Source organism: Azospirillum sp. TSO22-1 (assembly GCF_003116015.1).
In the GTDB taxonomy this organism is placed as follows: Bacteria; Pseudomonadota; Alphaproteobacteria; order Azospirillales; family Azospirillaceae; genus Azospirillum.
In genome coordinates, this window is the sequence record NZ_LGQZ01000101.1 from 24,183 (window position 1) to 50,982 (window position 26,800).

At 71.3% G+C, this 26,800-nt stretch carries 22 protein-coding genes; 12 read left to right on the plus strand and 10 right to left on the minus strand.

Going from position 1 to position 26,800, the window contains the following annotated elements:
• Position 1: 1 nt before the first annotated feature.
• The 5 genes from TSO221_RS24280 to TSO221_RS24300 all read right to left on the minus strand — a co-directional run bounded on the left by TSO221_RS24280 (position 2) and on the right by TSO221_RS24300 (position 4,771).
• The gene (locus TSO221_RS24280; protein ID WP_109121097.1) at positions 2-1,267 is read right to left on the minus strand and encodes a uroporphyrinogen decarboxylase family protein; all 1,266 of its coding nucleotides are present in this window, start codon (positions 1,265-1,267) and stop codon (positions 2-4) included.
• A complete protein-coding gene (locus TSO221_RS24285; RefSeq protein ID WP_247878227.1) occupies positions 1,264-1,926 on the minus strand; it encodes a cobalamin-dependent protein in 663 nt (220 codons plus the stop codon). Before TSO221_RS24285 ends, TSO221_RS24280 begins: the two co-directional genes overlap by 4 nt.
• Positions 1,927-1,952: 26 nt before the next feature.
• A complete protein-coding gene (locus tag TSO221_RS24290; protein WP_109121098.1) occupies positions 1,953-3,350 on the minus strand; it encodes a methylenetetrahydrofolate reductase C-terminal domain-containing protein in 1,398 nt (465 codons plus the stop codon).
• A 219-nt stretch (positions 3,351-3,569) separates the two neighbouring features.
• Positions 3,570-4,415: a class III extradiol dioxygenase family protein gene (locus TSO221_RS24295; protein WP_109121099.1), complete on the minus strand. Its 846-nt coding sequence runs from the start codon at positions 4,413-4,415 to the stop codon at positions 3,570-3,572.
• Positions 4,416-4,417: 2 nt separating this feature from the next.
• On the minus strand, positions 4,418-4,771 hold the full coding sequence (locus TSO221_RS24300) for a protocatechuate 4,5-dioxygenase subunit alpha (RefSeq protein WP_109121100.1): 354 nt from the start codon (positions 4,769-4,771) through the stop codon (positions 4,418-4,420).
• Positions 4,772-5,220: 449 nt separating this feature from the next.
• Between TSO221_RS24300 and TSO221_RS24305 the strand changes: the two genes are divergently transcribed.
• On the plus strand, positions 5,221-7,251 hold the full coding sequence (locus tag TSO221_RS24305) for a HAMP domain-containing methyl-accepting chemotaxis protein (protein WP_109121101.1): 2,031 nt from the start codon (positions 5,221-5,223) through the stop codon (positions 7,249-7,251).
• A 451-nt stretch (positions 7,252-7,702) separates the two neighbouring features.
• Here the strand turns inward: TSO221_RS24305 and TSO221_RS24310 are convergent, their stop codons facing one another.
• From TSO221_RS24310 to TSO221_RS24320, 3 genes are all read right to left on the minus strand, one after another.
• On the minus strand, positions 7,703-8,182 hold the full coding sequence (locus TSO221_RS24310; protein ID WP_247878231.1) for a MaoC family dehydratase: 480 nt from the start codon (positions 8,180-8,182) through the stop codon (positions 7,703-7,705).
• Positions 8,170-9,831, minus strand: coding sequence for a long-chain fatty acid--CoA ligase (locus TSO221_RS24315; protein ID WP_109121102.1), 1,662 nt, complete (start codon positions 9,829-9,831; stop codon positions 8,170-8,172). Before TSO221_RS24315 ends, TSO221_RS24310 begins: the two co-directional genes overlap by 13 nt.
• A gap of 71 nt (positions 9,832-9,902) precedes the next feature.
• Positions 9,903-10,685 (minus strand): SDR family oxidoreductase, encoded by a 783-nt coding sequence (locus TSO221_RS24320; RefSeq protein WP_199229605.1) that lies wholly within the window; start codon positions 10,683-10,685, stop codon positions 9,903-9,905.
• Between the two features lie 200 nt (positions 10,686-10,885).
• Between TSO221_RS24320 and TSO221_RS24325 the strand changes: the two genes are divergently transcribed.
• The 5 genes from TSO221_RS24325 (at position 10,886) to TSO221_RS24345 (ending at position 16,888) form a co-directional block, all read left to right on the plus strand.
• Positions 10,886-11,803, plus strand: a complete 918-nt coding sequence (locus TSO221_RS24325; RefSeq protein ID WP_199229606.1) for an aminotransferase class IV — start codon at positions 10,886-10,888, stop codon at positions 11,801-11,803.
• Positions 11,800-12,534, plus strand: a complete 735-nt coding sequence (locus TSO221_RS24330; protein WP_109121105.1) for a sulfotransferase family protein — start codon at positions 11,800-11,802, stop codon at positions 12,532-12,534. Before TSO221_RS24325 ends, TSO221_RS24330 begins: the two co-directional genes overlap by 4 nt.
• 91 nt (positions 12,535-12,625) lie before the next feature.
• Complete coding sequence (locus TSO221_RS24335) at positions 12,626-12,955, plus strand: hypothetical protein (RefSeq protein ID WP_109121106.1); 330 nt, start codon at positions 12,626-12,628, stop codon at positions 12,953-12,955.
• A gap of 148 nt (positions 12,956-13,103) precedes the next feature.
• On the plus strand, positions 13,104-15,347 hold the full coding sequence (locus TSO221_RS24340; protein ID WP_109121107.1) for a penicillin acylase family protein: 2,244 nt from the start codon (positions 13,104-13,106) through the stop codon (positions 15,345-15,347).
• Positions 15,344-16,888 (plus strand): GH3 auxin-responsive promoter family protein, encoded by a 1,545-nt coding sequence (locus TSO221_RS24345; RefSeq protein WP_109121108.1) that lies wholly within the window; start codon positions 15,344-15,346, stop codon positions 16,886-16,888. The genes TSO221_RS24340 and TSO221_RS24345 overlap by 4 nt, the downstream gene beginning before the upstream one ends.
• Positions 16,889-16,902: 14 nt before the next feature.
• Here TSO221_RS24345 and TSO221_RS24350 read toward each other — a convergent pair whose 3' ends face one another.
• Positions 16,903-17,883, minus strand: a complete 981-nt coding sequence (locus TSO221_RS24350; protein ID WP_109121109.1) for a S1C family serine protease — start codon at positions 17,881-17,883, stop codon at positions 16,903-16,905.
• 171 nt (positions 17,884-18,054) lie between these two features.
• Here TSO221_RS24350 and pyk point away from each other — a divergent pair, with 171 nt between their 5' ends.
• The 6 genes from pyk (at position 18,055) to TSO221_RS24380 (ending at position 25,796) form a co-directional block, all read left to right on the plus strand.
• Positions 18,055-19,476, plus strand: a complete 1,422-nt coding sequence (pyk, locus tag TSO221_RS24355) for a pyruvate kinase (protein ID WP_109121110.1) — start codon at positions 18,055-18,057, stop codon at positions 19,474-19,476.
• A 101-nt stretch (positions 19,477-19,577) separates the two neighbouring features.
• Positions 19,578-19,955 carry a hypothetical protein gene (locus tag TSO221_RS24360; RefSeq protein WP_109121111.1) on the plus strand — a complete coding sequence of 126 codons (378 nt, stop codon included), beginning with the start codon at positions 19,578-19,580 and terminating at the stop codon, positions 19,953-19,955.
• Between the two features lie 308 nt (positions 19,956-20,263).
• Positions 20,264-22,057, plus strand: coding sequence for an FAD-dependent oxidoreductase (locus tag TSO221_RS24365; RefSeq protein ID WP_109121112.1), 1,794 nt, complete (start codon positions 20,264-20,266; stop codon positions 22,055-22,057).
• Positions 22,042-23,898, plus strand: a complete 1,857-nt coding sequence (locus TSO221_RS24370) for a 2-oxoacid:acceptor oxidoreductase subunit alpha (protein ID WP_109121113.1) — start codon at positions 22,042-22,044, stop codon at positions 23,896-23,898. The genes TSO221_RS24365 and TSO221_RS24370 overlap by 16 nt, the downstream gene beginning before the upstream one ends.
• Positions 23,895-24,947 (plus strand): 2-oxoacid:ferredoxin oxidoreductase subunit beta, encoded by a 1,053-nt coding sequence (locus TSO221_RS24375; RefSeq protein WP_109121114.1) that lies wholly within the window; start codon positions 23,895-23,897, stop codon positions 24,945-24,947. Before TSO221_RS24370 ends, TSO221_RS24375 begins: the two co-directional genes overlap by 4 nt.
• A gap of 30 nt (positions 24,948-24,977) precedes the next feature.
• Positions 24,978-25,796: a universal stress protein gene (locus TSO221_RS24380; protein ID WP_247878232.1), complete on the plus strand. Its 819-nt coding sequence runs from the start codon at positions 24,978-24,980 to the stop codon at positions 25,794-25,796.
• A gap of 111 nt (positions 25,797-25,907) precedes the next feature.
• Here the strand turns inward: TSO221_RS24380 and TSO221_RS24385 are convergent, their stop codons facing one another.
• Positions 25,908-26,564 carry a hypothetical protein gene (locus tag TSO221_RS24385; protein WP_109121115.1) on the minus strand — a complete coding sequence of 219 codons (657 nt, stop codon included), beginning with the start codon at positions 26,562-26,564 and terminating at the stop codon, positions 25,908-25,910.
• Positions 26,565-26,800: the final 236 nt, after the last annotated feature.

Consider the following 26,800-nt stretch of genomic DNA (forward strand, 5'->3'; position numbering starts at 1 on the left):
CTCAGCCGCCGTATTTCCGCGCGGCGTCGAACATGGCGCGCACGTTCTCCACCGGCGTCTCGTCGGGAATGCCGAAGGCGCAGTCGAGGATGAGCTTGCCGCCCTTGTGGAAGACGTTCTCCGCCAGATGCCGCACGGCGGCGTCCACTTCGTCGGGGGTGCCGGTGGTCATCATCGACGGCGACAGGTTGCCGCGCAGCGCCACCACGTCGCCCAGCACCTCGAAGGCGCGGACCATGTCGGTGCGCTCGAACCAGTAGATGCACTTGCCCGGGGGCACGTCGCGGATGATCTCCAGCCGCTTGGTGCAGTCGGCCTCCCACATCGGCATCGGGATCAGCCCGGCGTCGATCAGGCCGATCAGCATCCGGCGGAACGACGGCCACCAGAAGGTCTCGAACTGCTTGGGCGACATGAAGGCGTCGGGCGCCCAGTGCACCGGGATGAACACCACCGGGTTGCCGGACGCCTGCGCCCCCGCCACCGCGTGGCGCAGCAGGAAGACCGACGCCTTGTCCAGCAGTTCCAGCAGCTTGTCCTTGTTGCGGAACAGGTCCTTCATCATGCCGGTGGCGCCGCGGAAATAGTCGGCGATGAAGTCGTAGGGCGACACCGAGGTCGTGGTGTAGCTGACCGGGAAGCCCAGCGCCGCCATGCGCTGGGTGAACTGGGTATGGTGGGCGGCGAAGCGCTCGACCTCCTCGGCGGCCTTGATGACCTTCTCCAGCGCGGCGCGGACGGAGGGCTTGGCGAAGGCGCGGATGCCGCCGATCAGGCGGAAATAGTGCAGGCCCGGCAGGCTCGGCAGGTCCTCGAAGCCCTCGAAGGCGCCGGCCACCCGCGGCAGGTACTTCTGCAGGTAGAAGCCGGTGGGATCGAAGAGGAACTCGTCGTATTCCTCCGGCTTCATGTATTCGCGGTCGACGTACTGGAAGGGCTGGTCGTCGCCCACCCCGTGGCCGGGCCAGTTCAGCTGCTTAAAGCCGATGGCCTCCAGCGCGTTGCCGGACGCGGTGGCGAGCACCAGCGGGCTGTGCACGTCGGGTTGGAACTCCAGCACCGCGCGCTCGGCGATCGCCTTGGTGCCCTCGTAGTCGTACATCAGCTGCTTGCACGAGATGCCGGCGTACTTGGCCAGCCAGAAGGTCGGCTGCATGCCGATGGGCATGCGATCGGGCTGCCTGAGCGCCACGCAGTCCATGACGCGCTGCCAGCGCGCGTCGTACGCGGCCTTGGCCTCGGGAGTCTGCACGATCCCGCCGGTCATGCCGCCACCCCGACCCAGCGCTTGCACAGGGACACCGCGTCCACCGCGTTGGTGCCGAAGGCGTCGGCGCCGGTGTAGCTGCGCACCGTCTCGTCGATCTGGCCGCCGCCGATCATGATCTTGGCGCTCCCGCGCAGGCCGGCGCCGTCGATGGCCGAGATCGTCTCCTTCATGGAGTCGAAGGCCAGCGTCAGGAAGCCGGACAGGCCGATGACGTCCGGCTTGTAGGCGTCGATCTCCTTGAGGAAGGTCTGCACCGGCACGTCGACGCCGATGTCCTTCACCTCGAAGCCGTTGATGTCCAGCATGAAGCTGACGATGTTCTTGCCGATGTCGTGCAGGTCGCCGTGCACCGTGCCGATCAGCACGCGGCCGAGCTTCTTCGGCTCCTCGCCGGGAGCGTGCGTGATCAGCGGCTTGGCGATGGCGCCGATGGTCTCCAGCATCTCGCCGGCCAGGACCAGCTCGGGCAGGAAGTACTCGCCCTCCTCGAAGCGCTTGCCGACGATGTCCATGCCGGCGCGGCACAGCTCCAGCACCCGCAGCGGGTTGGCGCCCTCCTCCAGCAGCATGCGCTTGGCGAGGTCGATGGCGTCGTCCTCGTTCATGTCGGCCAGCCAGTCGACGAGCTGGCGCTCCTGCCCGGTCATCTCTTCCATCGGCGTAGTCCTCCGTTCTTGGCCGCTCAGGCGGCGGTTTGTGCGGTGCGCAGGCCGGATTCGACGATGGCGTCGGCCAGCACGCTCTCGTTGCGGTGCCCCATCAGGTGGACGCCGGCGACGCCCTCCATCTCCGCCAGGGCGCGGATCGTTTCGACCAGGATGCGCTTGCCCTCGGCCTTCTGGTCGGCGACGCGGGCGACGCGCTCGATCACCGGGGCCGGCACGTGCACGCCCGGCACACGCTCGGCCATCCAGCGCAGCGCCTTGGCGCTGCCCAGCGTGCCGACGCCGACGATGAGGGCGCAGCGCCGGTGCAACTCGCGCTCGCGCACGGCGCGCAGGAAGTCGGCGAAGGCGTGCAGGTCGAAGCAGAACTGCGTCTGGATGAAGCGCGCCCCGGCCTCGACCTTGCGCTCCAGGTTGGCGGCGCGGTCGGCGAACGGCGGTACGAAGGGGTTGGCGGTGGCGCCGAGGAACAGGTTCGGCGGCGTCTCCAGCGCGCGGCCCGAGGCGAAGACGCCGCGGTCGCGCATGTCGCGCGCCACGCGCAGCAGCGACACCGCGTCCAGGTCGAAGACCGGCTTGGCCTCGGGCTGGTCGCCGCCGGCACCGTGGTCGCCGGTCAGGCAGAGGACGTTGCGCACCCCCAGCGCCGCGGCGCCGAGGATGTCGCCCTGCACCGCGATGCGGTTGCGGTCGCGGCAGGCGATCTGCGCCACCGGATCGAAGCCGTGCGCGGCCAGCACCGCGGCGGCGGCCACGCTCGACATGTGGCAGTTGCCGCCGGCGCCGTCGGTGATGTTGAGGGCGTCCACCAGCCCGCGGAAGCGCGCCGCCCGCTCGACCAGCGCGGCGGGATCGGCGGAGTCCGGCGGCGCCACCTCCGCCGTTACCACGAAGCGGCCGGAGCGGCAGGCCTGCTCGAAGCCGTGCACGGTCCGCTCGCGCGGTGGCGGCGTCTCGGCGGCGGCGGTGGCCGGCACCGGGCGGCCGGTCATCAGCGGCACCAGCGTCGAGCGGCCGGTCCGGCGGTGGTCGAGCGGGGCGAGCGCCGGTCCGTCGGGGCGGCCGTCCACCCGTTTGCGGCCGGCCGTCGCCTCGACCCAGACGCAGCGCATCGCCGGGTCCACCTCGCAGCCGCCGTCGGCGCGCACGCCGCCGCACGGGCCGTTGCGCATCCCCTTGGCGCAGTTGGTCGGGCAGGCCATGCCGGTGTGCGACAGCGCGCACTGGCCGCACATGCGGCAGTCGAACAGGAAACGCTTGGCCGCGCGCTCGGCCGGCAGCAGCAGGCGTTCGGCGCGCGGCGGCCCCAGCCGGCGCACCGCGCCGCCGAGCAGCGGCGCCCAACGCGCGCACGCGTCGTAGACCCGCTTGAGGCCACGGGCGTGCCGGACGCTCCAATGCCTGACCGCTTCCATCCGTTGCCGAGCCTCCCGTCCGGATGCGTCTTATTGCGTACAATCGGCGGTATGTTGCCGCTGATTTGGCGGCGTCAAGGCCGCCTGTTGTTCGTAATGTATACAATAGCGGAGGCGCGGCAATTGATCTGGATCAACGATGATCCGCGATGCTGACAAAAAGAAAGCCCCTCGCCCCGGGTCGGGGGAGGGGCTCAGTGGCGGGGTGAACGCCCTTGATCAGGCGGCGTTTTCGAGCAGCAGCAGCCCGGCGCCGGTGTTGGAGATCGGGATGTGGTAGTTGCTGTGCAGCTTGCTCACCGTGCCGGTCAGCGCGCCGCGCATCACCAGCCACAGGATCAGCTCCGCCCCCTGCGCGCCGGCGAGGCGCACGAGGTCGTGGATCGAGTACTTGGTCAGCGCCTCGGGATCATCGACGATCTTCTCCAGGCACATCAGGTCGAAGTTCTTGTTGATGAACCCGGCGCGCTCGCCGTCAAGCTGGTGCGACAGGCCGCCGGTGCCGATCACCACCACCTTGAGGTCCTTGTCGAAGGACTCCACCGCGCGGCCGAGCGCCTGGCCCAGCTTGAAGCAGCGCGCCGGGCTGGGCAGCGGGTGCTGCACCGTGTTGACCACCAGCGGGATGGTCTTGAGCCCGCCCATCTTGGCGCGGTCCGGCCACAGCAGCGACATCGGCACGGTGAAGCCGTGGTCGACCGCCATCTCCTGGCAGGTGCAGAGGTCGAAGTCCTCGGCGACCACCGAATTGATGATGTGCCAGGACAGCTCCGGGTCGCCGGGGTAGGGCGGCAGCGGCTGCAGGCCCCAGCCCTCGTCCTTGTTCTGGTACTCGGGCGCCGCGCCGACTGAGAAGGTCGGCATCTTGTCGAGGAAGAAGTTCAGCCCGTGGTCGTTGTACACAACGATGGCGACGTCCGGCTTGACCTCGTCCAGCCACGCGCGGACCGGCGGGTAGGCGTCGAAGAACGGCTTCCAGTATGGGTCCTCGAACATCTCGCGGGCGATGGCGTTGCCGATCGCGGGGATGTGGGAGGTGGTGATGCCACCGACGATGCGCGCCATGTTCAGACCCCCGCCGCCACGAGTTTCGCCTTGAAGTCCTCGACCGTCATGCCGGTCTGCTGCGCGCCGACGTCCTGGACGTTCAGCCCGAAGATCCCGGCGAACTTGGCGAGGTAGTAGATGTTGCCGCCCGCGGCGATCAGCTGCAGGACGTTGCGGGCCTTGACGGCGGCCTTCTGCTCGTCGTTCAGGCCGTACTTGGCGCAGTAGGCGTCCTCGTCCGCCAGGAAGGCCTTGCGGCTCTCGGCCTCGTTGAACGAGTAGCACATCTTGTTCAGCGCGTAGCCCCTCATGGCCATCGAGCCGTCGAAGATGGTGGTGCCGGGGATCGGTTCCGGCGCACTGACGCTTGTCATGGCGTTTCCTCCTGGTTCTTGTTCTCTCGGGCTCCGCCGCGCTGCGGAAGCGGGGGCGATGCCGTTGCCCGCATCATCCGCTGGCCGCACGGATCATGCCATTTTGAAATTCCCCGACCCGTATAAGGTTTTTCTATAGCCGGCGCGGCGGCCGGGCGAAGGCGCCGGAAACTGGCCATTCAAAGATCGACGAAGCCATTCAAAAAGCGATGAGGGGGCGGTCGTTCCGACGTTGGGTTGCTAATGTGGAAATATATTCCGCATTATTGACAGCGCCGCTGATTGCTGAGACTGTGGGCGAAACAGCGATCCGAGGGGAGGACCACCGATGACGGCTGAACCGCCCGACCGGCGCTGACGCGCCCATTCCCTGAAAGCCCTGACCGACCGCCTTCGCTCCGGCTTCGCCGGTGCGCGCGTCCCCCATTTTTCCTGGCAAACGGCACCCCATGACCCACAGCGCACCCCCCTTCCGCCTGAGCGTGGCGGCCCTGTCCATCTCCATGCGCATCTTCGCGGGATTCCTGTCGGTGCTTCTGCTGCTTGGGGCGATGGGCGCGGCGGGCGTCGTCGGGTTCGAGCGGACCCGCGGGCACTTCGCGGTGTACGGCGACGTCGCCGGCATCGCCATCACCGCCATGGAGCTGCAGACCGACACCGGCATCCTGATGCGCGCGGCGCAGGAATTCGCCGCCTCCGGCCGCGCCATCGAGCGGACCACCACCGAGACCGTCGCCCAGCGCATCGACGCCAACATCGCGCGTGCCCGCGGCCAGTCGGAGGCGGTGGAACTGCACGCGCCGCTCGACGACCTCGCCGACGCCCGCGGCCGGTTCGGCGGGGAGTTCACGCGCCTCGCCGACGCCAAGGCCCGCCGCGAGGCCCTGTTCGCCGAGGGCGTCGTGCTGGCCATGGCCGAGACCGAGCGGCGCGTCGCCGCGCTGGTCCGGGCGGCGCAGGCCGGCACCGAGGCCGGCGCCACCGCCATCGTCGACGTGGTGCGTGGGCGGCTCGGCCGGGTGCAGCCGCTGGTCGTGCGCTTCGAGACCGACCCGCAGCACGGCGACGACGAGGCGATCCGCAAGAACCTCACCGACATGGCCAACATCCTCAAGGGCCTGTCCGAGCGTCCGGACACCGGCGCCGCGGCGCGCGAGGCGGCGGAGAGCGTGGAGACCGCGCGGCGCGGCTTCGAGGCGGTGGCCGCGGCGACCGACGAGGCGGACGTGATCGCCGACGCCATGGTCCGCGTCACCGGCCGCCGCCTGAACGCCGGCGGGCAGGCGGTGCGCGAGGCGGCGGTGGCCAGCCTCGCCCGCATCCAGGCCGAGAGCGGGCGGACGCTCGACCGCGTGCAGACGGTGCTGATCGCGCTGGCGGTGCTGGGCGAGCTGGTGGGGCTGGTGCTGGCCTGGGTGATCGCGCGCAGCATCATCCGCCCGGTGCGCCGCATCACCGCCACCATGGAGGCGCTGGCGTCGGGCGACAAGGGCGTGGAGATCCCGGCGCTGGCCGCCCGCGACGAGGTCGGCGCCATGGCCCGCGCGGTGCGGGTCTTCAAGGACAACGCCCAGGCCATGGAGCGCATCCAGGCCGAGCGGGAACAGGCCGAGCGCGAGGCCGAACGCGCCAAGGGCCGGCTGATGGCGGAGCTGGCCGACGGCTTCCAGGCCAGCGTGCAGCACGTGGTGGAATCCGTGTCGTCCTCGGCGGTCGAACTGCACGCCGCCGCCGAGGGCATGGCCGGCACCGCGGAGGACGCGACGCGGCGGCTGGCGGCCTTCTCCTCCACGTCGGAGAGCACGGCCAGCAACGTGCAGCGCGTCGCGGCGGCGGCCGAGCAGCTTTCCGCCTCGGTGGGGGAGATCGGCCGGCAGGTCGCGCAGTCCACCGCCATGGCCGGCCGGGCGGTGGCCGAGGCGGGCCGCACCGGCGGGCTGGTGCAGGCGTTGTCCTCCTCGGCGCAGACCATCGGCAAGGTGGTGGACCTGATCAACCGCATCGCCCACCAGACCAATCTGCTGGCGCTCAACGCCACCATCGAGGCGGCGCGGGCGGGCGAGATGGGCAAGGGCTTCGCGGTGGTGGCCAGCGAGGTGAAAAGCCTCGCCAACCAGACCGCGCACGCCACCGACGAGATCGGCCAGCAGGTCGCCGCCATCCAGCAGGCGACGGCCGGCACGGTGGAGGCGATCTCCGCCATCACCGCCATGGTCGGCGACATCGACCGCGTCGCCGCGACGATTGCCGTTGCCGTCGAGCAGCAGGGCAGGGCGACGCAGGAGATCGCCCGCAACATCCATGAGGCGGCGTCCGGCACCAGCCACCTCTCGTCCGACAGCGCGACGCTGACCGTGGCGGTCGGCGAGACCGGCACCGCGGCCGGGCAGGTGCTGCACGCGGCGGATGACCTGTCCGCCCAGTCCGACCGCCTGCGCCAGGAGGTGGAGCGGTTCCTCCAGCAGATCCGGATGGGGTGACATCGTTCTCCCCTGCGGGGGGAGCGGCGGCCTCGCCAGCCGAATGGAACACTGTGAAACACCATGGAACAGTGTGCGGGGCGTGTTCAGTTCACCGTTCCGTTCCTTGCGTGTTAGGGACTTAAATCCTAGATCGACGCGCCGGGCATGGCAAGAATTTTCGCTGTCGGGGAAGACCGCTGCCCGACCCTCCCGAGCTTTGCTTGGGTCCAGCCCTCTCCCTGTGGGGTGCTGTTGTCTTTCAAATTCAGAAACTTAACCGTCATCCCCGCGAAAGCGGGGATCCAAGACAGAGCCGCGTCGGCGGCGATATGAATCATATGGCTCGCAGACGCGAGCACTGGATCCCCGCCTTCGCGAGGATGACGGAAAATATCATGAAATTCAGATGCTTACTGCATCGTTGTGGTCTATGCATACCGTATCGCGGAGCAGGGTGAGGGCATCATTCCTATTCCACGTACACCACCAGCATCTCGGCGACGCAGGCGGGGCGGGGGGAGCCTTCGAGTTCGACGGTGGCTTCGACGGTGATCAGGTGGCGCCGCCCGTCCTGCGGCTCCACCGCCTTCAGGCGGAAGCCGGCGCGAACCCGGCCGCCGGCCGGCACCGGGGCGGTGAAGCGCACGCGGTTGAAGCCGTAGTTGAGCTTCGTCGCCACGTCGTCCACCGCGAACGCCTGCGCCGCCAGCACCGGCAGCAGCGACAGCGTCAGCAGGCCGTGCGCGACGGTCGTGCCGTAAGGGGATTCCCGCGCCGCCCGCTCCGGGTCGGTGTGGATCCACTGGTCGTCGCCGGTGGCGCCGGCAAAGGCATCGATGCGGTCCTGCCCGACCGTCAGCCAGTCGCTGACGCCCAGCACGTCGCCGACGCGGTTGGCCAGGGTGGGGATGCCGGGGATGCGTTCCGCCGCCATGATCAGGCGCTCCATTCCTGTTCCTGCAGCTCGCGCCATTGCAGCTTGCCGGTGGCGGAGCGGGGCAGGGCGTCGCGGATCTCCACCCGCGACGGGCACTTGTAGGCCGCCATGTTGGCGCGGCACCAGGCGATGATGTCCTCCTCGCCGACGCTGCCGCTGTGGCTGTCGCGTAGGATCACGCAGGCCTTCACCGTCTCGCCGCGCCGCGCGTCGGGCGACGCGATGACGCACACCTCGGCGATGGCCGGGTGGCGCAGCATCAGCGCCTCCACCTCCGTCGGCCAGACCTTGAAGCCGGAGGCGTTGATCATCCGCTTCACCCGGTCGACGATGAAGAAGTAGCCGTCCTCGTCGTAATAGCCGAGGTCGCCGGTGCGGAAGAAGCGCTTGCCGTCCAGCTCGATGAACGCCTCGGCGGTGCCCTGGGGATCGTTCCAATAGCCCTTGAACAGCTGCGGGCCGTGGATGAGGATCTCGCCCACCTCGCCCGGCGGCAGCTCGCGGCCGTCCTCGACGCTGACCACGCGGCTGTCCACGTCGAAGATCGGGATGCCCAGGCACTGGCGCTTCGGGTGCTCGACCGGGTTGATGTGCGTGCTGGCCGCGGTCTCCGACAGGCCGTAACCCTCGATGTAGTCGAGGCCGGTGACCTCGCGCAGCCGCCCGGCGATCACCTCGGGCATGGCGGCGCCGCCGCCGCCGATGGCCTCCAGGCTGGAGAGGTCGAAGCGGCGGATCTCCGGGTCGTTGACGAAGTCGATGGCCATGGTGGTGATGCTGCGCCAGCGCCCGACGCGGTGGCGCTGGATCAGCTCGGCGGCGACGCGGCGGTCCCAGCGGCTCATGATCACCATGGTGCAGCCCATGTAGATCGGCTGGTTCATCGCCGCCTGCATGCCGGTCACGTGGAACAGCGGCAGCGTGACGAGGTGCGTGGAGTCCGGCGCCATCGGGCTCCAGACGAGGCCGGCGACCAGCGGCATCATCACCGTGCGGTGCGTGTGCATGCACCCCTTCGGGTTGCCGGTGGTGCCGGAGCTGTAGGGGAACACCGCCCAGTCGTCGGGCTGCGTGGTGGACGGCGCCGCCGTCTCCCCCGCCGCCAGCGCGTCCCGCCACGGCACGGCGCCGGCGCCGAGGTCGGCGCGGGGCGGCGCCTTGACGGCGTCGGGGACCGGCAGGTCGAAGGCCGGGTCGGCGTACTCGGCGTAGCTGGCCACCACGGCGTGCTCCAGCCCGGTCCGGCCCAGCAGCGGCTGGATGACCGGCAGCAGCTCCTGGCCGAGCAGGGCGACGCGGGCGCCGGTGTCGGCGACGAAGTGCTCCATCTCCGTGGTGCGGTTCATCGGGTTGACCGGGACGACCACGGCGTCGGCGCGCAGGATGGCGTAGTAGCCGATGACGAACTGCGGGCTGTTCTGCATGTAGAGCAGCACGCGGTCGCCCTTCGCCACGCCCAGGCGGTTCCGCAGGTAGCCGGCCAGCCGCTCCACCTGTTCGTGCAGGTCGGCGTAGGTGAGCGTCCGGCCGTAATAGACGATGGCGGCGCGGCCGGGATGGCGGCGCGCGGTGACCTCCAGGTTGAAGCTCAGGGTCGTTTCCGGGACGCTCAGATGGTGCGGCGTGCGGCGCGGCCAGACCTTGAAGTGACGATCGAACATGCCCTGGATTCCTCCCCTCGGCGCGGGTTCCGCCCCGCGCCTCCTTGCTTGTACGACTGGAATTACGCCCGTCACACCTTCATGCCGGGCAGGTTGAGCGAGGCGGTGTTGCCGCCGTCCACCGGCAGCGCCTGCCCGGTGACATAGCTGGCGTCGTCGCTGGCCAGGAAGGCGATGGCGGCGGCCACCTCCTCCGGACGGCCGTGGCGGCGCAGCTCGCAGCGGGCGCCCAGGCGGTCCTCCTTCCCGGCGGCGCGCGCCTGGTCGAAGATGCGCCGGGTCATCCCGGTCTCGATCAGGCCGGGGCAGACCGCGTTGACGCGGATGTTCCACGAACCCAGGTCGCAGGCCGCCGTCTGCGTGAAGTTGATCACCGCCGCCTTCGACGCGCTGTAGGCGTTGCCGCCGGCGCCCGAGCGGATGCCGGCCACCGACGCCGTGTTGACGATGGCGCCGCGCCCGGCCGCCTGCATGGCGCGGGCGGCGTGCTTGGTGAAATGGACGACGCCGTACAGGTTCACGGCGATGACGCGCTGCCATTCCGCCATGTCCTGGTCGGTGGCGATGGCGTAGCCGCAGGCGATGCCGGCGTTGTTGCACAGCGCGTCGATGCGGCCGAAGCGCTCCAGCGCGGCGGAAACGCAGGCCTCCACCGCCGGCTCGTCGGTGACGTCGAGCGCGTGGACGGCGAACGCCGTGCCCTCCGGCAGGCCGGCCGCCGCCTCGTGCAGCGCGTCGGCGTCGCGGTCGACCAGGACGACCGCCGCCCCCTCGGCCGCCAGCCGCCGGGCGGCGGCGTGCCCGATTCCGCTCGCGGCGCCGGTGACGATGGCGACCCGATCCGTGAAGCGCACGCGGTTCCTCCCCCTTCTCGTTGCGGCGGCACTCTGGCACAGCGGCATGACGGCGTCAACAAATGCGGAATAATATTCCGCATAATGATGTCGGTCCAGAGCGCGCCATGTGGGCGCCTGGGCTTGGCGTGCACGCCGGACGCCCTGTATCGTGCCGTGCGTGCGGGCCGCGACGACGGCCGCGGAGGGGAGAGAGGACGATGGCGAAGGAAAGCGCCCAGGGCTACGTGGACGACCCGCGGAACGACTCCGTCCTGGTCTACGTGGACGGGGAGTTCGTGCCGCGGAACGAGGCCAAGGTCTCGGTGTTCGACAGCGGCTTCGTGCTGGGGGACGGCGTCTGGGAGGGGTTGCGGCTGGTCCGGGGCAGGCTCCTGGCGCTCGACGACCATCTGGACCGCCTGTACGAGGGCGCCGGCGCCATCCGCATGGACATCGGCCTGGACCGCGACGCGCTGACCGGCATCGTGCGCGAGACGCTGGCCCGCAACGGCATGGAGGACGGCGCCCACATCCGCCTGATGATCACCCGCGGCCGCAAGAAGACGGTCAACCAGGACCCGCGCTTCGTCCTCGGCCGGCCGACCATCGTGGTGGTGGCCGAATACAAGCGGCCGAAGCCGGAGACCAAGGAGAAGGGCCTGACGCTCTTCACCTCCACCTTCCGCTGCAGCGGGCCGGACGTGTTCGACCTGCGCCTCAACTCGCACAGCCGCCTCAACCTCATCCAGGCGCTGATCCAGGCGATCGACGCCGGGGCGGACGAGGCGCTGATGCTCGACCCGCACGGCTTCGTGGCGAGCTGCAACTCGACCAACTTCTTCATCGTGCGGCGCGGCGAGCTGTGGACCTCGACCGGCCGCTTCAACTTCAAGGGGATCACCCGGCGCAAGGTGCTCGACCTCGTGCGCGCCGGCGGCGGCGCGGTGCGCGAGACCGACTTCACGCTGGCCGAGACCTACAGCGCCGACGAGGCGTTCGTGACCGGCACGCTGGGCGGCATCACCCCGGTGACGCGCATCGACGGCCGCCCCGTCGGCGACGGCCGGCCGGGCGCCTACACCCGCGCGCTGGCCGCCCGCTACGAGGCGTACATCACCGGCGAGGCCGCGCCGTGAGCGGCCCCATCCGCATCGCCATGTGGTCGGGGCCGCGCAACATCTCCACGGCGATGATGCGGGCGTGGGAGAACCGGCCCGACACCGCCGTGGTGGACGAGCCCTTCTACGCCGCCTATCTGGCGGAGACCGGCCTGGACCACCCCGGCCGCGAGGACGTGCTGGCCAGCCAGCCCACCGACTGGCGCACCGTCGCCGCCGCCCTGGTCGACGAGCCGGTGCCTGGCGGGCGGGCGATCTTCTACCAGAAGCACATGACCCACCACATGCTGCCGGGGGTCGGGCTGGACTGGACGGACCGCGTGCGCAACGCCTTCCTGATCCGCGACCCGGCGGAGGTGGTGGCCTCCTACGTGCAGCGACGCGGCAGCGTCGACCTCGCCGACATCGGCGTCGAGCGGCAGGCCGAGCTGTTCGACCGCGAGGCCGACCGGCTCGGCCGCGCGCCGCCGGTGGTGGACGCGCGCGACGTGCTGGGCGCGCCCGCCACGACACTGGCCCGGCTCTGCGACGCGCTCGGCGTGCCCTTCACCGAGGCCATGCTGCGCTGGCCGCCCGGCCGGCGCGCCACCGACGGCGTGTGGGCGCCGCATTGGTACGCATCGGTGGAGGCCTCGACCGGCTTCGGCGCACCGCCGCCGCAGGCCCCCGCGCTGTCGGGCGATCTGCTGCGGGTCGCCGAAGCGGCGCGCCCCACCTACGAGCGCCTGCACCGCTGGCGCCTCGTCTGACATTTCGCTTTGGGTGTGAGCCTTCCCACTCCGCCGTCGCGGCGGCCGGCATAGGGTGCGTGCGGCACGCTTGCCGGCCTTGGAGGGCATCATGGCTGAGACCGACACCCTGGAGCGCACCGCCGTCATCGTCTGCGCGCTGCTGCGCGAACTTCACGCCGTCGTGGCCGACCCGCTGGCGCCGGACGACGTCACCCTGGGCATCCTGCTCGGAGTCGCGATGCATTGCGACGATGCGGTCGGCCCCTTCCGCGCCCAGCGCCTCATGCAGCAGGCGCCGCACATCGTGCTGAAGACGGACGCCCACGTGACGGGGGCCGAGACGCGGCGCGTCGCCCCGGTCCTGCGGGCGTTCGGGATCCACCTCCAGGCGCTGAACGCGCCGGAGCCGGCCCCGGAGGCCGTCGCCGCCGGGGAATGACGGCGCCGGCCCCGGCGCGCGGGAAACGCCGCCTTTCGTCCTGGCGGCGTTCGCGGCTTCGCTTATCTTCATCGTCATTCCCGAGGCGGTCCTCGCCCAATGGGGCGCCAAGCGGCTGCCTGAACCGGTTCCGGGGGGTGGAAGCTCGATGCCGCGGCTGGGCGCGATCGCGGGACTGGGCCTGCTCGGCGCCTTCCTGGCGGCGGCGATGCTGCGGCACGGGCCGCCGCGCCGCCGCACGCTGGAGGAGCGGCTGGCGGACCTGCCCACCGCCGGCCTGCCGCTGCAGGCGCCCGTCTCCATCCACTGGGACGAGCATCAGATCCCCTTCATCGAAGCCGAGCACGACGCCGACCTCGCGGTGGCGCTGGGCGTCGTGCACGCCCACCTGCGCCTCGCCCAGATCGAGATGATGCGCCGTGCCGCCCACGGGCGGCTGTCGGCGCTGTTCGGCCCGGCGACGGTGGAGCCGGACGGCCTGCTGCGGACGCTCGGCCTGACGCGCGCCGTGCCGGCCATGGCGGCGGCGTTGCCGGTCGAGACGCGGGCGTGGCTGGCCGGCTTCGCGCGGGGGATCAACGCGGTGATCGCGCGCGGGCCGCTGCCGTGGGAACTGCGGCTGCTCGGCGACCGGCCGGCGCCCTGGACGGTGGAGGACCTGCTGGCGCTCGGCCGCGTCGCCGCCACCGACTTCACCTGGAAGGTGTGGATCCCGCTGCTGCGCCTGCGCGCCCGGCCGGACTGGCCGGGGCTGTGGGAGCGCATGATGCGTGACGGCGCCGTGCCGGTGCCGGGCTTCGCCGGATCGGATATGCCCGGCGCGCCGCCGCTGGGCTGGCTGGCCGCGCTGCTGGGGCGGCATGGCAGCAACTCCTGCGCGGTCGCCGCGGCGCGCAGCGCGACGGGTTCGGCGCTGATCGCCAGCGATCCGCACCTGTCGCTGGTGCTGCCGAACCTGTGGCTGATCGCCGGCATGCGCTCGCCGGGGTTGCACGCGGTGGGGCTGATGATCCCCGGCGTGCCGGCGGTGGCGCTCGGCCGCAACCCGTGGATCGCCTGGGGTGGCACCAGCCTGCACGCGCAGTCGAGCGAGCTGTTCGACGTGGGCGACGTGGCTGCGGCCGGGATCCGCGAGCGCCACGAGACCATCCGCGTGCGCTGGTGCGGCAAGCGCACGGTGACCGTGCGCGACACCGCCTGGGGGCCGGTCATCACCGATTCCCCGATGGTGAGGCAGGGGCGCGCGCTGGCGCTGCACTGGGTCGGGCACCGGCCGTCCGACGAGATCACGGCCCTGCTGGCCGCCAACCGCGCCCGGACCTGGGAGGAGTTCCGCCGTGCGCTCGACGGCTTCGCCGCGCCGGCACAGAACATGATCTTCGCCGACGCCAGGGGCCGCGTCGGCCAGTGCATGGCCGCGCACCTGCCGTGGCGGCCGCCGACCCCGCCCGCCGACCTCGTCGTCCCGCGCGGGCACCGCGCGCATTGGGAGCGCATGGCGGTGGGCAGCGACCTGCCGGCGCGGTGGAACCCGGAGCGCGGCTTCGTCGCCTCCGCCAACAACCGGCCGGAAACCGGCGGCGGCCCGCCGGTGGGCTTCTTCTTCTCCCCCGACGACCGGGTGCGGCGGCTGCGCGACCTGCTGTCGCGGCCGGAGACGGTCTCCCTCGACGACCTGAAGGCCGCGCAGCGCGACGTCTTCGTCCCCTCCGCCGTCGAGTTGCGCGACCGTCTGCTGGCCCTCGCCGGGGACGCGCCGCAGCGCGAGCTGCTGGCGGTGCTGGCCGGCTGGGACGGCCGCTACGACGCGGACTCCGCCGGGGCCGCGGCGTTCGAGCTGCTGCTGTGCGCGTTCGTGCGCCGGCTGCGCGGGCGCGACGGGCTGGCGGTCTACACCGCGGGGTGGGAGCCGTGGGCGGCCATCCGCGACGACTTGGAGGCGCTGGACCCGGCGCGGATCCGGGCGGCGCTGCGCGGGGCGCTGGACGCCACGGCCAGACACCGCCACCCGCGCTTGGGCCACCCGCGCTGGGGCGCGCTGCACCGGCTGCGGCTCAGCCACCCGCTCGGCATGCTGCCGCTGCTCGGCCGGCGCTTCCGCTTCGTGGACCTGTCGGTGGGCGGCGGCAACGAGACGGTGATGAAGACCGCGCACGGCTTCGCCTCCGGCCGCCACGCCGCCAAATTCGGCGCCGACGCCCGCCACATCTCCGACCTCGGCGATCCGGACGCCAACCATATCGTGCTGCTGGGCGGGCAGGACGGCTGGCTGGGCAGCACCACCTTCGTCGATCAGGTCGACCTGTGGCGGCGCGGCGCGTACGTTCGGGTGCCGCTGCGGCCGGAAACGGCGCGCGCCACCTTCCGCTTCCACACGGAGCTGCGGCCGTGATCGACGCCACGCCCCTGCTGCGTCTCTACGCCCGGCAGCGCCTGCGCCGGCTGGCCCGGCAGCGCCCGGCGGAGACGCAGGAACGCCAGCTGCTGCGGCTGGTGCGGCGGGCGGAGGAGACGCGCTTCGGGCGCGACCACGGCTTCGCGCGCATCCTGTCGGTGCGCGACTTCCAGGAGCGGGTGCCGATCCGCCGCTACGAGGCGATGTGGGCGGACTACTGGCGGCCGGCGTTCCCCGTCCTGACCGACATCAGCTGGCCCGGCACCATCCCGTACTTCGCCGCCAGCTCCGGCACCACCACCGGGCGGACCAAGTACATCCCGGTGTCGCACGCCATGCTCCGCGCCAACACGCGCGCCGCCTTCGACCTGCTGACCCACCACATCGCCAACCGGCCGGAGAGCCGGGTGTTCGGCGGGCGCAGCTTCATGCTGGGCGGCAGCACCGATCTGGTGGCGGAGGCGCCGGGCATCCATTCCGGCGACCTGTCAGGCATCGCCGCGCGCGCGGTGCCGGGCTGGCTGCGTGGCAGGACCTTCCCGCCGCCGGACCTCGCGCTGCTCGCCGACTGGGGGCGCAAGGTGGAGGCGATGGGGCGCCGCTCGCTCGCCGAGGACATCCGCGCGCTGGGCGGCACGACGAGCTGGCTGCTGCTGTTCCTCGACCGGCTGGCGGAGATGGCGCCGGACCGGCCGCGCACGCTCCGTGCCCTCTACCCGCGGCTGGAGCTGCTGGTCTACGGCGGCGTCAGCTTCGCGCCGTACCGCGCGGCGTTCGAGCGCTGGGTGGCCGGCGCGCCCATCGACCTGCGCGAGGTCTATCCGGCCAGCGAGGGCTTCCTCGCGCTGGCCGACCGCGGGGTGGGGGAGGGGCTGCGCGTCCTGCTCGACACCGGGCTGTTCCTCGAGTTCGTGCCGGTCGAGGAGCTGGGCGCCGCGGCGCCGCGCCGCTTCTGGATCGCCAACGTCGGGACGGGCGTGAACTACGCGGTGGTGCTGAGCAGCTGCGCCGGGGCGTGGGCCTACCTGCTGGGCGACACGGTGCGCTTCGTGGACCTGGACCCGCCGCGCCTGCTGGTCACCGGGCGGACCTCCTACATGCTCTCGGCCTTCGGCGAGCACCTCATCGGCGAGGAGATCGAGCGCGCCGTGACCGAGGCGGCCGAGGCCGTCGGCACGGCGGTGACCGACTTCGCGGTCGGCCCGGTCTTCGCCCAGGGCACCGGCACGCCGGGCGGGCACCTCTACGTGGTGGAGTTCGCCGACCCCGCCGCCGCCGGCCCCCGGCTGGCCGAGGTCGCTGCGCGCATCGACGGGCGGCTGTCGGCCCTCAACGACGACTACCGCGCCCACCGCGCCGGCGGCTTCGGCATGGACGCGCCGCGGGTGGAGCTGGCCCCGCCCGGCACCTTCGCCGCCTGGATGCGGGCGCGCGGCAAGCTGGGCGGGCAGAACAAGGTGCCGCGCGTCATCACCGACGCGGACCTGCTGGCCTCCCTGCGCCGCGCGGCGGCGGAGCGGCGCCCGCCCCCGGTTTAGGCGGGTGAGCCGCGTCAGTGCAGCCGGGCGGATTTCAGGAAGCGGCTGCGGTCCGCCGAGCCCAGCACCACGTCGAACACGTCGCCCTCCCGCTCGACCGTGAGCGGCACGTCGACGCCGGCCCCGCCGAGCGACCACAGCGTCCGGTAGAATCCGGCGAGCGACCGGACGGGCACGCCGGCGACGGCGCGCAGCACGTCTCCGGCGCGCAGCTCCGCCTTGCGCGCCGGGCCGTCGCCGGCCAGCCCGACGACGGCCACCTGGTCGTGCTCGTCCTCCATGGCGTAGAGGCCGAGCCAGGGGCGCGACGGCCGGTCGACGCGGCCGAAGCGCAGCAGATCGTCCAGGATCGGCTTCAGCAGGTCGATGGGGACGCTCATGTTCAGCGGCAGGACCCGCCCGTCCGATGTGCGCGACGGCAGCTGCAGCGACCCGATCCCCAGCAGCTCGCCCTGCGCTCCGAGCAGCGCGGTGCCGCCCCAGTTCGGGTGCGCCGGCGCGGTGAAGATGGCGTCCTCGATCAGGTATTCCCAATAGCCCGCGAACTCCTGCGTGGCCAGGATCTCCGCCGTCAGGGAATGGGCGACGCCGCCGGCGCCGCCGACCACCACCGGGTCGCCCGGCTCGATGCGGCGCGAGTTGCCCAGCGGCAGCGCCGGCGCGCCCAGCGGCGTCAGCGCCCGCACGAGGCCGAAGCCGCTGACGAAGTCGTAGGCCAGCGGCTCGGCCTGCACGGCGCGGCCGTCGCTGGTGGTCAGCCACACCTCCTCGGCCTCGGCCATCAGATAGCCGATGGTCAGCACCAGACCGTCCTCGCGGATGACCGCACCTTGCCCCTCCCGCTCGGTGCCCAGGGTTTCCGCGGTGAAGGCGTCCTCGGGGATCGCCGCGCGCAGCGACACCACGGCGGCCAGCGCGCGGTCGAGGTCGAAGTCCAGCGCGTCCGGATCGGGCTGGAACTCGGGCGGGATCCGCCAGTCTTCAGGCAGGGACATCAGGCAACTCCGCGGAACGGACCATGATCGCAAGGTGGAGGCTCGGCCCCGGGATGAACAGGGGAAACCGACGGAAGACCTCCGATGCCTTGCCATCCGGCCAGGACGGGTCCAGCTTGTTGTGCGTCGCGAAAACGCCAGCGAGGAGGCGGCCCCCGGGGCCGAAGAGACATGCGCCGTCACCGCCGAGCCAAGATCGTCGCCACCGTCGGGCCGTCCAGCGCCGCGCCCGAGATGCTGAAACGGCTGTTCCTGGCCGGCGTCGATACCTTCCGCCTGAACTTCAGCCACGGCACGCACGACGACCACGCCCGGGTGCACCGCGCCATCCGCGCGCTGGAGGCCGAGGTCGGCCGCCCCATCGGCATCCTCCAGGACCTCCAGGGGCCGAAGATCCGCGTCGGCACCATCCGCGACGGCAAGATCACCGTCACGGCCGGCGAGACGCTCCGCTTCGTGCCGTCCGGCACCGAGGGCGCCCGCGACGCCATCCCGCTGCCGCACCCGGAGATCTTCGCGGCCATCGCGCCGGGGCACCACCTGCTGATCGACGATGGCCGCGTGCGCCTCGCCGTCACTGGCCTCGGCGACGATTTCATCGAGGCGAAGGTGGTGACCGGCGGCGTCATCTCGAACCGCAAGGGCGTCAACCTGCCGGGCACGGTGCTCGACCTCTCGCCGCTGACCGCGAAGGACCGCGTCGATCTTGCCTTCGGGCTGGAACTCGGCGTCGATTGGGTGGCGATGTCCTTCGTGCAGAAACCGGGCGACCTGCTGGAGGCGCGCGGCCTGATCGGCGAGCGCGCCGGGCTGATGGCGAAGATCGAGAAGCCCGCGGCGCTGGACCGGATCGAGGACATCATCCGCCTGTCCGACGCCATCATGGTCGCCCGCGGCGACCTCGGCGTCGAGATCCCGCACGAGGAGGTGCCGGGCCGCCAGAAGGAGCTGGTGCGCGCCTGCCGCCTGGCGGTGAAGCCGGTGATCGTCGCCACGCAGATGCTCGACTCCATGGTCGCCGCCCCGACGCCGACGCGGGCGGAGGCGTCGGACGTGGCGACCGCCATCTACGACGGCGCCGACGCGGTGATGCTGTCGGCGGAATCGGCCAGCGGGTCCTACCCGGTCGAGGCGGTCGAGATGATGGACCGCATCATCCGCTCGACCGAGCAGCACAAGCTGTACCGCTCGATCATCGACGCTTCCGATCCGGGCGAGGAGCAGACCGCCCCGCACGCCGTCGCCGCGGCGGCGGCCGATCTGGCCGAGGTGATCCACGCCACGGCGATCGTCGCCTTCACCTCCAGCGGCACGACGGCGGCGCGCATCGCGCGCAAACGTCCGGCGGTGTCCGTGCTGGCGATCACGCCGGACCAGGGGGTGTCGCGGCGGCTGTGCCTGCTGTGGGGCGCGCACAGCGTGCTGTCCGAGGACATCCACACCTACGAGGAGAGCGTGGAGCGCGCCTGCGCCTTCGCCCAGCGGGAGGAGTTCGCGCGCCCCGGCGACACCATGGTCGTCGTCGCCGGCATCCCCTTCGCCCAGGCCGGCACCACCAACAACCTGCGGGTGGTGCAGATCAGCCGCAGTTGACCCGGCTGCCGCCTGCAAAGCCGTCATCGACCGCACGCGGGCCGTGCAATCGCCCCGGAAGTTGAGTACCGTTCGGGAATACGGCCGGAGAGGGGAGGTCCATGCGCGCGCTGCTACGTTTCATCGGTGTGCTGGTTGCCGCCGCCGCCCTCGCGACCGCGCCGCTGTCGGGCGCGCTGGCCCAGGAGCCGCCGGGACCGCCCAAGGAGGTGGTGGCGGCGTGGGGCTGCATCCTCTTCGGGACCGCCGGCACGGCGGGGGCGGTCGCCGCCAACTCGGAGAACCTGATCAACGTCCTGGCCGGCGGCGTCGTCGCGCCGGCCAACCCGGCGATCCTCTACATCGGCTTGGCCGGCGTGGTGTTCACCACCTTCTGCACGCTGGGCATGCAACTGACGCCGCTCTACCTGCATTACTTCCAGCCCGCACCGGCGGCCCCGGATGAAACCCTTGCCCTGGCGGGCGAGGGCGAGGGGTAAGCCCCGCTCGGCGGTGCAATCGCGCCGTTCTGTCGACTTGGGCGCCGCCTGCGAGCGCCGGCCCGACGCCTTCCCGCGGCGGCGGGGAGAGGAGCCTACGCCCACGCCAGCGCTTGCGGAATCGCACAAGGAGTGCATGTAATAAGAGAGAACGGCTTCGGCCGTGCGAGAACCCGGCACTCCCATCGAACGGTGGGGCAAGACGGCCGGGACTTGGGAGGAAACATGAGGTCCAGGACGCCCCGCCGCGGCAGCGCGGCGGTCGGTGGGCCGTCGCGATCGGCCCGCAACACCCGTGGAGGTGCGGCATGAGGCCGACCGACACCGGCTCCCCCGACTATTTCCACCGCGTCGTCGATTGCCAGTGGGCCTGCCCCGCCCACACGCCGGTCCCCGAATACATCCGGCTGATCGCTGCGGGCCGCTACGATGACGCCTACCTGATCAACTGGAAGTCCAACGTCTTCCCCGGCATCCTCGGCCGCACCTGCGACCGCCCGTGCGAGCCCGCCTGCCGCCGTGGCCGGGTGGAGGCGGAGCCGGTGGCGATCTGCCGCCTGAAGCGCGTCGCCGCCGACCACAAGGGGCCAGACGTGCGCGCCCGCTTCCCCCGGGCGCCTGCCGTGAAGAACGGCAAGCGCGTGGCGCTGATCGGCGCCGGGCCGGCCTCGCTGACGGTGGCGCGCGACTTGGTGCCGCTCGGTTACCACGTCGTGGTGTACGACGGCGAGGCCAAGGGCGGCGGCATGATGCGCAGCCAGATCCCGCGCTTCCGCCTGCCCGACGCGGTGCTCGACGAGGAGGTCGGGCAGATCCTCGACATGGGCGTCGAGACCCGCTTCGGCACCTGGGTGAGCAGTCTGACGGCGGTGCTGGACGAGGGCTACGACGCCGTGTTCGTCGGCACCGGCGCGCCGCGCGGGCGTGACGTCGACGTGCCCGGCCGCGCGGAGGCGGCGGCCAACATCCACATCGGCATCGACTGGCTGTCCTCGGTCTCCTTCGGGCACACCGGGCGGATCGGCAGGCGGGTCATCGTGCTGGGCGGCGGCAACACCGCCATGGACTGCTGCCGCACCGCCCGCCGCCTCGGCGGCGAGGACGTGGCCGTGGTGGTGCGCAGCGGCTTCGAGGAGATGAAGGCCTCCCCCTGGGAGAAGGAGGACGCGCTGCACGAGGGCATCCCGATCCACAACTTCCTCGTGCCCAAGGCCTTCACGCACGCACGCGGCAAGCTCACGGGCGTCGTCTTCGAGAAGGTCGCCGCGCGGTACGACGATAAGGGCCGGCGCAGCCTGATCCCGACCGGCGAGCCGGACGTCCACATGGCGTGCGACGACGTGCTGGTCGCCATCGGGCAGGACAACGCCTTCCCCTGGATCGAGCGCGACGCCGGCATCGGCTTCGACCGCTGGGGGCTGCCGACGGTGGACCCGGTCACCTTCCAGTCCAGCAACCCCAAGGTCTTCTTCGGCGGCGACGCGGCGTTCGGGCCGAAGAACATCATCACCGCGGTGGCGCAGGGGCACGAGGCGGCGATCTCCATCGACGCCTTCTGCCAGGGATCCCCCCTGACCGACCGGCCGCCGCCGCACGTCACGCTCATCAGCCAGAAGATGGGCCTGCACGAGTGGAGCTACGACAACGACGTCTCCGTCGACACCCGCCACAAGGTGCCGCTGCGCGAGACCGCGGTGGCGCTGAAGGACGTGCGGGTCGAGGTGGAGCTGGGCTTCGACGTCGATCTCGCGTGGCAGGAGGCGCAGCGCTGCCTGAACTGCGACGTGCAGACGGCGTTCGGGCCGGCCCTGTGCATCGAGTGCGACGCCTGCCTCGACATCTGCCCGGTGGACTGCCTGACCATCGCCGAGGACGGCGGGGAGGGCGAGCTGCTGACCCGCCTGAAGGCGCCGAAGCTGCACGCCGACCAACCGACCTACGTGTCCGGCGCGCTGAAGACCGGCCGCCTCATGGTGAAGGACGAGGACGTCTGCCTGCACTGCGGCCTGTGCGCCGAGCGCTGCCCCACGGGAGCCTGGGACATGCAGAAGTTCTTCCTGGAAATGAGCCACGCCGGAGGGGCCGCATGCCGCAGCCGCTAGAGCGCCCCACGATGGACAAGACCAACGACTTCGTCGTCAAGTTCGCCAACGTCAACGGCTCCGGTTCGGCCAGCGCCAACCAGCTGTTCGCCAAGGCCGTCCTGCGCATGGGCGTGCCGGTGGCCAGCCGCAACATCTTCCCGTCCAACATCCAGGGCCTGCCGACCTGGTACGAGGTGCGGGTGTCGGAAGCCGGTCACCGCGGCCGGCGCGGCGGCGTCGATCTCATGGTCGCCATGAACCCGCAGACCTGGGACCGCGACGTGGCGGAAATGGAGCCCGGCGGCTATCTCCTTTATGACAGCACCAAGCCGCTGCCCCCCTCGCGCTTCCGCGACGACGTGACGGTGATCGGCGTGCCGCTGACCGCGCTGTGCAACGCCGAATACGCCGACCCGCGGCAGCGCCAGCTGTTCAAGAACATCCTGTACGTCGGCGTGCTCTCCGCGCTCCTCGACATGGACGTCGCCGAGATCGAGCGCCTGCTGGGCGAGCAGTTCAAGGGCAAGGAGAAGCTGATCGCCGCCAACGTGCACGCCCTGCACCTCGGCCGCGACCATGCGCTCGAGACCCTGCAATGCCCGATCGGGCTGCGGGTGAAGCGCTCGGACGCGGTGGGCGACCGCATCTTCGTGGACGGCAACAACGCCGCGGCGCTGGGCTGCGTCTACGGCGGCGCCACGGTGGCGGCGTGGTACCCGATCACGCCGTCCACCTCGGTCGCCGAAGCGTTCATGAAGCACTGCAAGGCGTTCCGCACCGACCCGGACACCGGCAAGGCGCGCTGCGCCATCGTGCAGACCGAGGACGAGCTGGCCGCCATCGGCATGGTCATCGGCGCGGCGTGGAACGGGGCGCGGGCCTTCACCGCCACCTCCGGCCCGGGCATCTCGCTGATGCAGGAGTTCCTGGGCCTCGCGTACTTCGCCGAGATCCCGGCGGTGATCATCGACGTGCAGCGTGGCGGCCCGTCCACCGGCATGCCGACCCGCACGCAGCAGTCCGACCTGCTGCTCGCCGCCTACGCCTCGCACGGCGACACGAAGCATGTCCTGCTGTTCCCCGAGGACCCGCGGGAGTGCTTCGACTTCGCCGCCACCGCGCTCGATCTCGCCGACCGGCTGCAGACGCCGGTGTTCGTCATGACCGACCTCGACATCGGCATGAACGACTGGCTGTGCGAGCCCTTCGTCTGGGACGACTCCCGCCGCATGGACCGCGGCAAGGTGATGACCGCCGAGGAGCTGGAGGCCGGCGCCGACTTCGGCCGCTACAAGGACGTGGACGGGGACGGCATCCCCTGGCGCACCTACCCCGGCACGCACCCGACGAAGGGGGCCTACTTCACCCGCGGCACCAGCCGCGATCCCTACGCCCGCTACACCGAGGAAGGCTCGGTCTACGTCGACAACATGCAGCGCCTGCTGCGCAAGTTCGCCACGGCGGCCCAACTGGTGCCCGCCGCGGTGCCGCGCCCGGCCCGCCAGCCGACGCGGGTCGGCGTGATCCACTACGGCTCCACCGCGCCGGCCATGCAGGAGGCACTGGGGATGCTGGACGGGCAAGGGCTGCACGTGGACGCGCTGCGGGTGCGCGCCTTCCCCTTCGGCGACGAGGTGATCGACTTCGTCGAGCGCCACGACACCGTCTTCGTGGTCGAGCAGAACCGCGACGCCCAGCTGCGCACGCTGCTGGTCAACGAGGGCGCCGTCGATCCCGCGAAGCTGGTGCCGGTTCTGCACTACGACGGCACGCCGATCACCGCCCGCTTCATCGCCGGGGACATTGCCGGGAAGCTCTCGGCCCTCACCATCGTGCCGCTGCGCAAGGCCCTGCCATGACCTACCTGAAGCCGCACTTCCGCAACCCCGCCCTGCCGTCCAACGCGCTGGGCTACACACGGCGCGACTACGAGGGCGCGGTGTCGACGCTGTGCGCCGGCTGCGGCCACGATTCGATCAGCGCCGCCATCGTGCAGGCCTGCTTCGAGCTGGACCTGCCGCCGCACCGGCTGGCCAAGCTGTCGGGCATCGGCTGCTCGTCGAAGACGCCGACCTACTTCCTGGGCGCCTCGCACGGCTTCAACAGCGTGCACGGGCGCATGCCCTCGGTGCTGACGGGAGCGAACCTCGCCAACCGGGACCTCGTGTACCTGGGCGTGTCCGGCGATGGCGACAGCGCGTCCATCGGCCTGGGGCAGTTCGTCCACGCCATGCGGCGCGGCGTCAACATGCTCTACATCGTCGAGAACAACGGCGTGTACGGCCTGACCAAGGGCCAGTTCTCGGCCACCGCCGACAAGGGCTCGAAGAGCAAGAAGGGCGCCGTCAACCCCGACGATCCCATCGACCTCGTGTCGCTGGCGCTGCAGATGGGCGCCACCTTCGTCGGCCGCGGCTTCTCCGGCGACAAGGCGCAGCTGGTGCCGCTGATCAAGGCGGCGCTGCGCCACCGCGGGGTGGCCTTCCTCGACGTGCTCAGCCCGTGCGTGACCTTCAACAACCACCCCGGCTCGACCAAGAGCTACGACTATGTCCGCGAGCACAACGCGGTGTTCAACCGCCCCGACGTCGTGCCGCACCGCGAGGCGATCACCGCCGACTCTGCGCCGGGCGAACTCGTCACGGTGACGCTGCACGACGGTTCGGTGGTGCGGCTGCGCCCGGTGGCGGGCGACCACGACGTGCACGACCGCATCGCGGCGATGAACCACCTCGCCGAGCGGCAGGCGGAGGGGGAGATCGTCACCGGCCTGCTCTACGTCGATCCGGACGCCGGCGACCTGCACGACCGTTTGAACACGGTGGACACGCCGCTCAACCGGCTCAATGATGCGGAACTGTGTCCCGGCGCGGCGACGCTGGCCAGAGTCAACGCCGCGCTGCGGTGAGCGAATGAATCAAAGGGGAAGGGGAGAAGAATGAGCATCCAGCATCTGCTCGTGCATGTGGACGCCACCGAGCGCGCGACGGCGCGGCTCGACTTCGCGGTGGCGCTGGCCAAGCGCTTCCAGGCCAGGCTGACCGGCCTGTTCGCCCAGAAGGAGAGCTTCGGGCCGAGCATCGTCGCCCGGCGCGCCAGCGACGCCCTGCTGAAGTCCATGGACGAGACCCGCGCCCGCTTCGAGGCGGCGGTGGCGGCGGCCGGTGTCACCGGCGAATGGTGGCAGGTCGAGAACGGCGATCACACCAACGTCGTCACCCAGACGGTGATCTGTGCCCGCTACGCCGACCTGACGATCCTCGGCCAGCACGACCCCGACGCCTCGGTGATGCCGGAGGACGTGATCGAGCAGGTGCTGCTGAACTCCGGCCGGCCGGTGCTGGTGTTCCCGCATATCGGCCGCTTCGGCGCGCCGGGCGGCAAGACGCTGATCGCCTGGAACGGCAGCCGCGAGGCGGCGCGCGCGGTGAACGACGCCATTCCCTTCATGAAGGGGTCGGAATCGGTGACGGTTCTGGCGGTGCACGCCGGCGAGATGCCGCACGACCCCGGCAAGGTGCCGAACGTCGACATCGTCGCCCACCTCGCCGCGCACGGCATCACGGCGACCCTGGAGCGCCTGCCGCTCAGCGAGATCGCCTTTGCCGACGCGCTGCTGAACCGCGCCTACGAGACGGACTCGAACCTGCTGGTGATGGGCGGCTACGGCCAGTACGGCTTCCCGCACCTGCTGCGCGGCTCGAACACCCGGCACATCCTGCGTACGCTGACCCTGCCGGCGCTGCTGTCGCATTGATAATTAAGGCCCCTCCCCCCTCGCGGGGGAGGGGTTGGGGAGAGGGGGACAAGTTACTTTCCGCCACCCTCTCCCCAACCCCTCTCCCGTCGAGGGAGAGGGGCTCAATTGTCAATGCACCGTCGTCGGCCGCCCGTCGCCGGCGCGTCGGCCGCGCACCGAGGTCAGGCAGAAGGCGTGCCAGCACAGGTCGACCATGGCGGCCGGCACCTCCTCGGTGTCGTAGCCAGCCATGGCGTAGGTGCCGGAGGCGTGCGCCATCGCCGCTCCCACCGCGTTGGCGCTCAGCCCGGTCGCCGAGCCGACCAGCGCCAGCGTCTGCCCCAGCGCCGCCGCGTCCAGGCGCACCGAGGCCGGGGCCACCGTCATCTCCAGCGTCTCGCCGCGCAGGCGGCCGACCGCCACGTAGGCCTCCAGCAGGTCGTCGCGGTCCTCCGGCCGCAGCACGGCGGCAACCACGCGGCTGCCCGACAGGCGGCCGACGCCGTCGAACTCGAACACCACCGCGCGCTCGCTCTGGTGGGCGTCGGCGAGGATGGCGGCCTTGCCGGACAGCGGACCGGCGGAGATGCGCGCCGCCTCCTCGAACAGCTCGGGGCTGCCGCCGGCCTCGGTGTGCACCACAAGCGGGCCGTCGGTCACCGCCACGGTCGCCAGCAGGCGCGCCATGAAGTCCACCGTGGTCGCCGGCTGGTCGTCGTCGTTGCCCTGGAGCAGGTCGGTGCCGCGGCGGAGCATGATCTCCGCGAAGCTGAACTCGTCGTCCAAAATGCCGTCTCCTGAAGAATCGGGCGCATAAAAGCGAAAAGGCCGGACCCAGGTCCAGCCTTTTCGGTCTCCGACAAGCGGAGGCTTCCGGCGGAAATCCCCGTTTCCAGGGTCTCGCGCAAGACGTAGCCGCCGGCTGTGCGTCTGCGCATGAGGCCCACCTGAGTGGGTCACTCCCGTGGTCCGTACCTCACCGGTCCCGGCCACAAGTCAAAGCATGCGCCTGTGACAGGAAT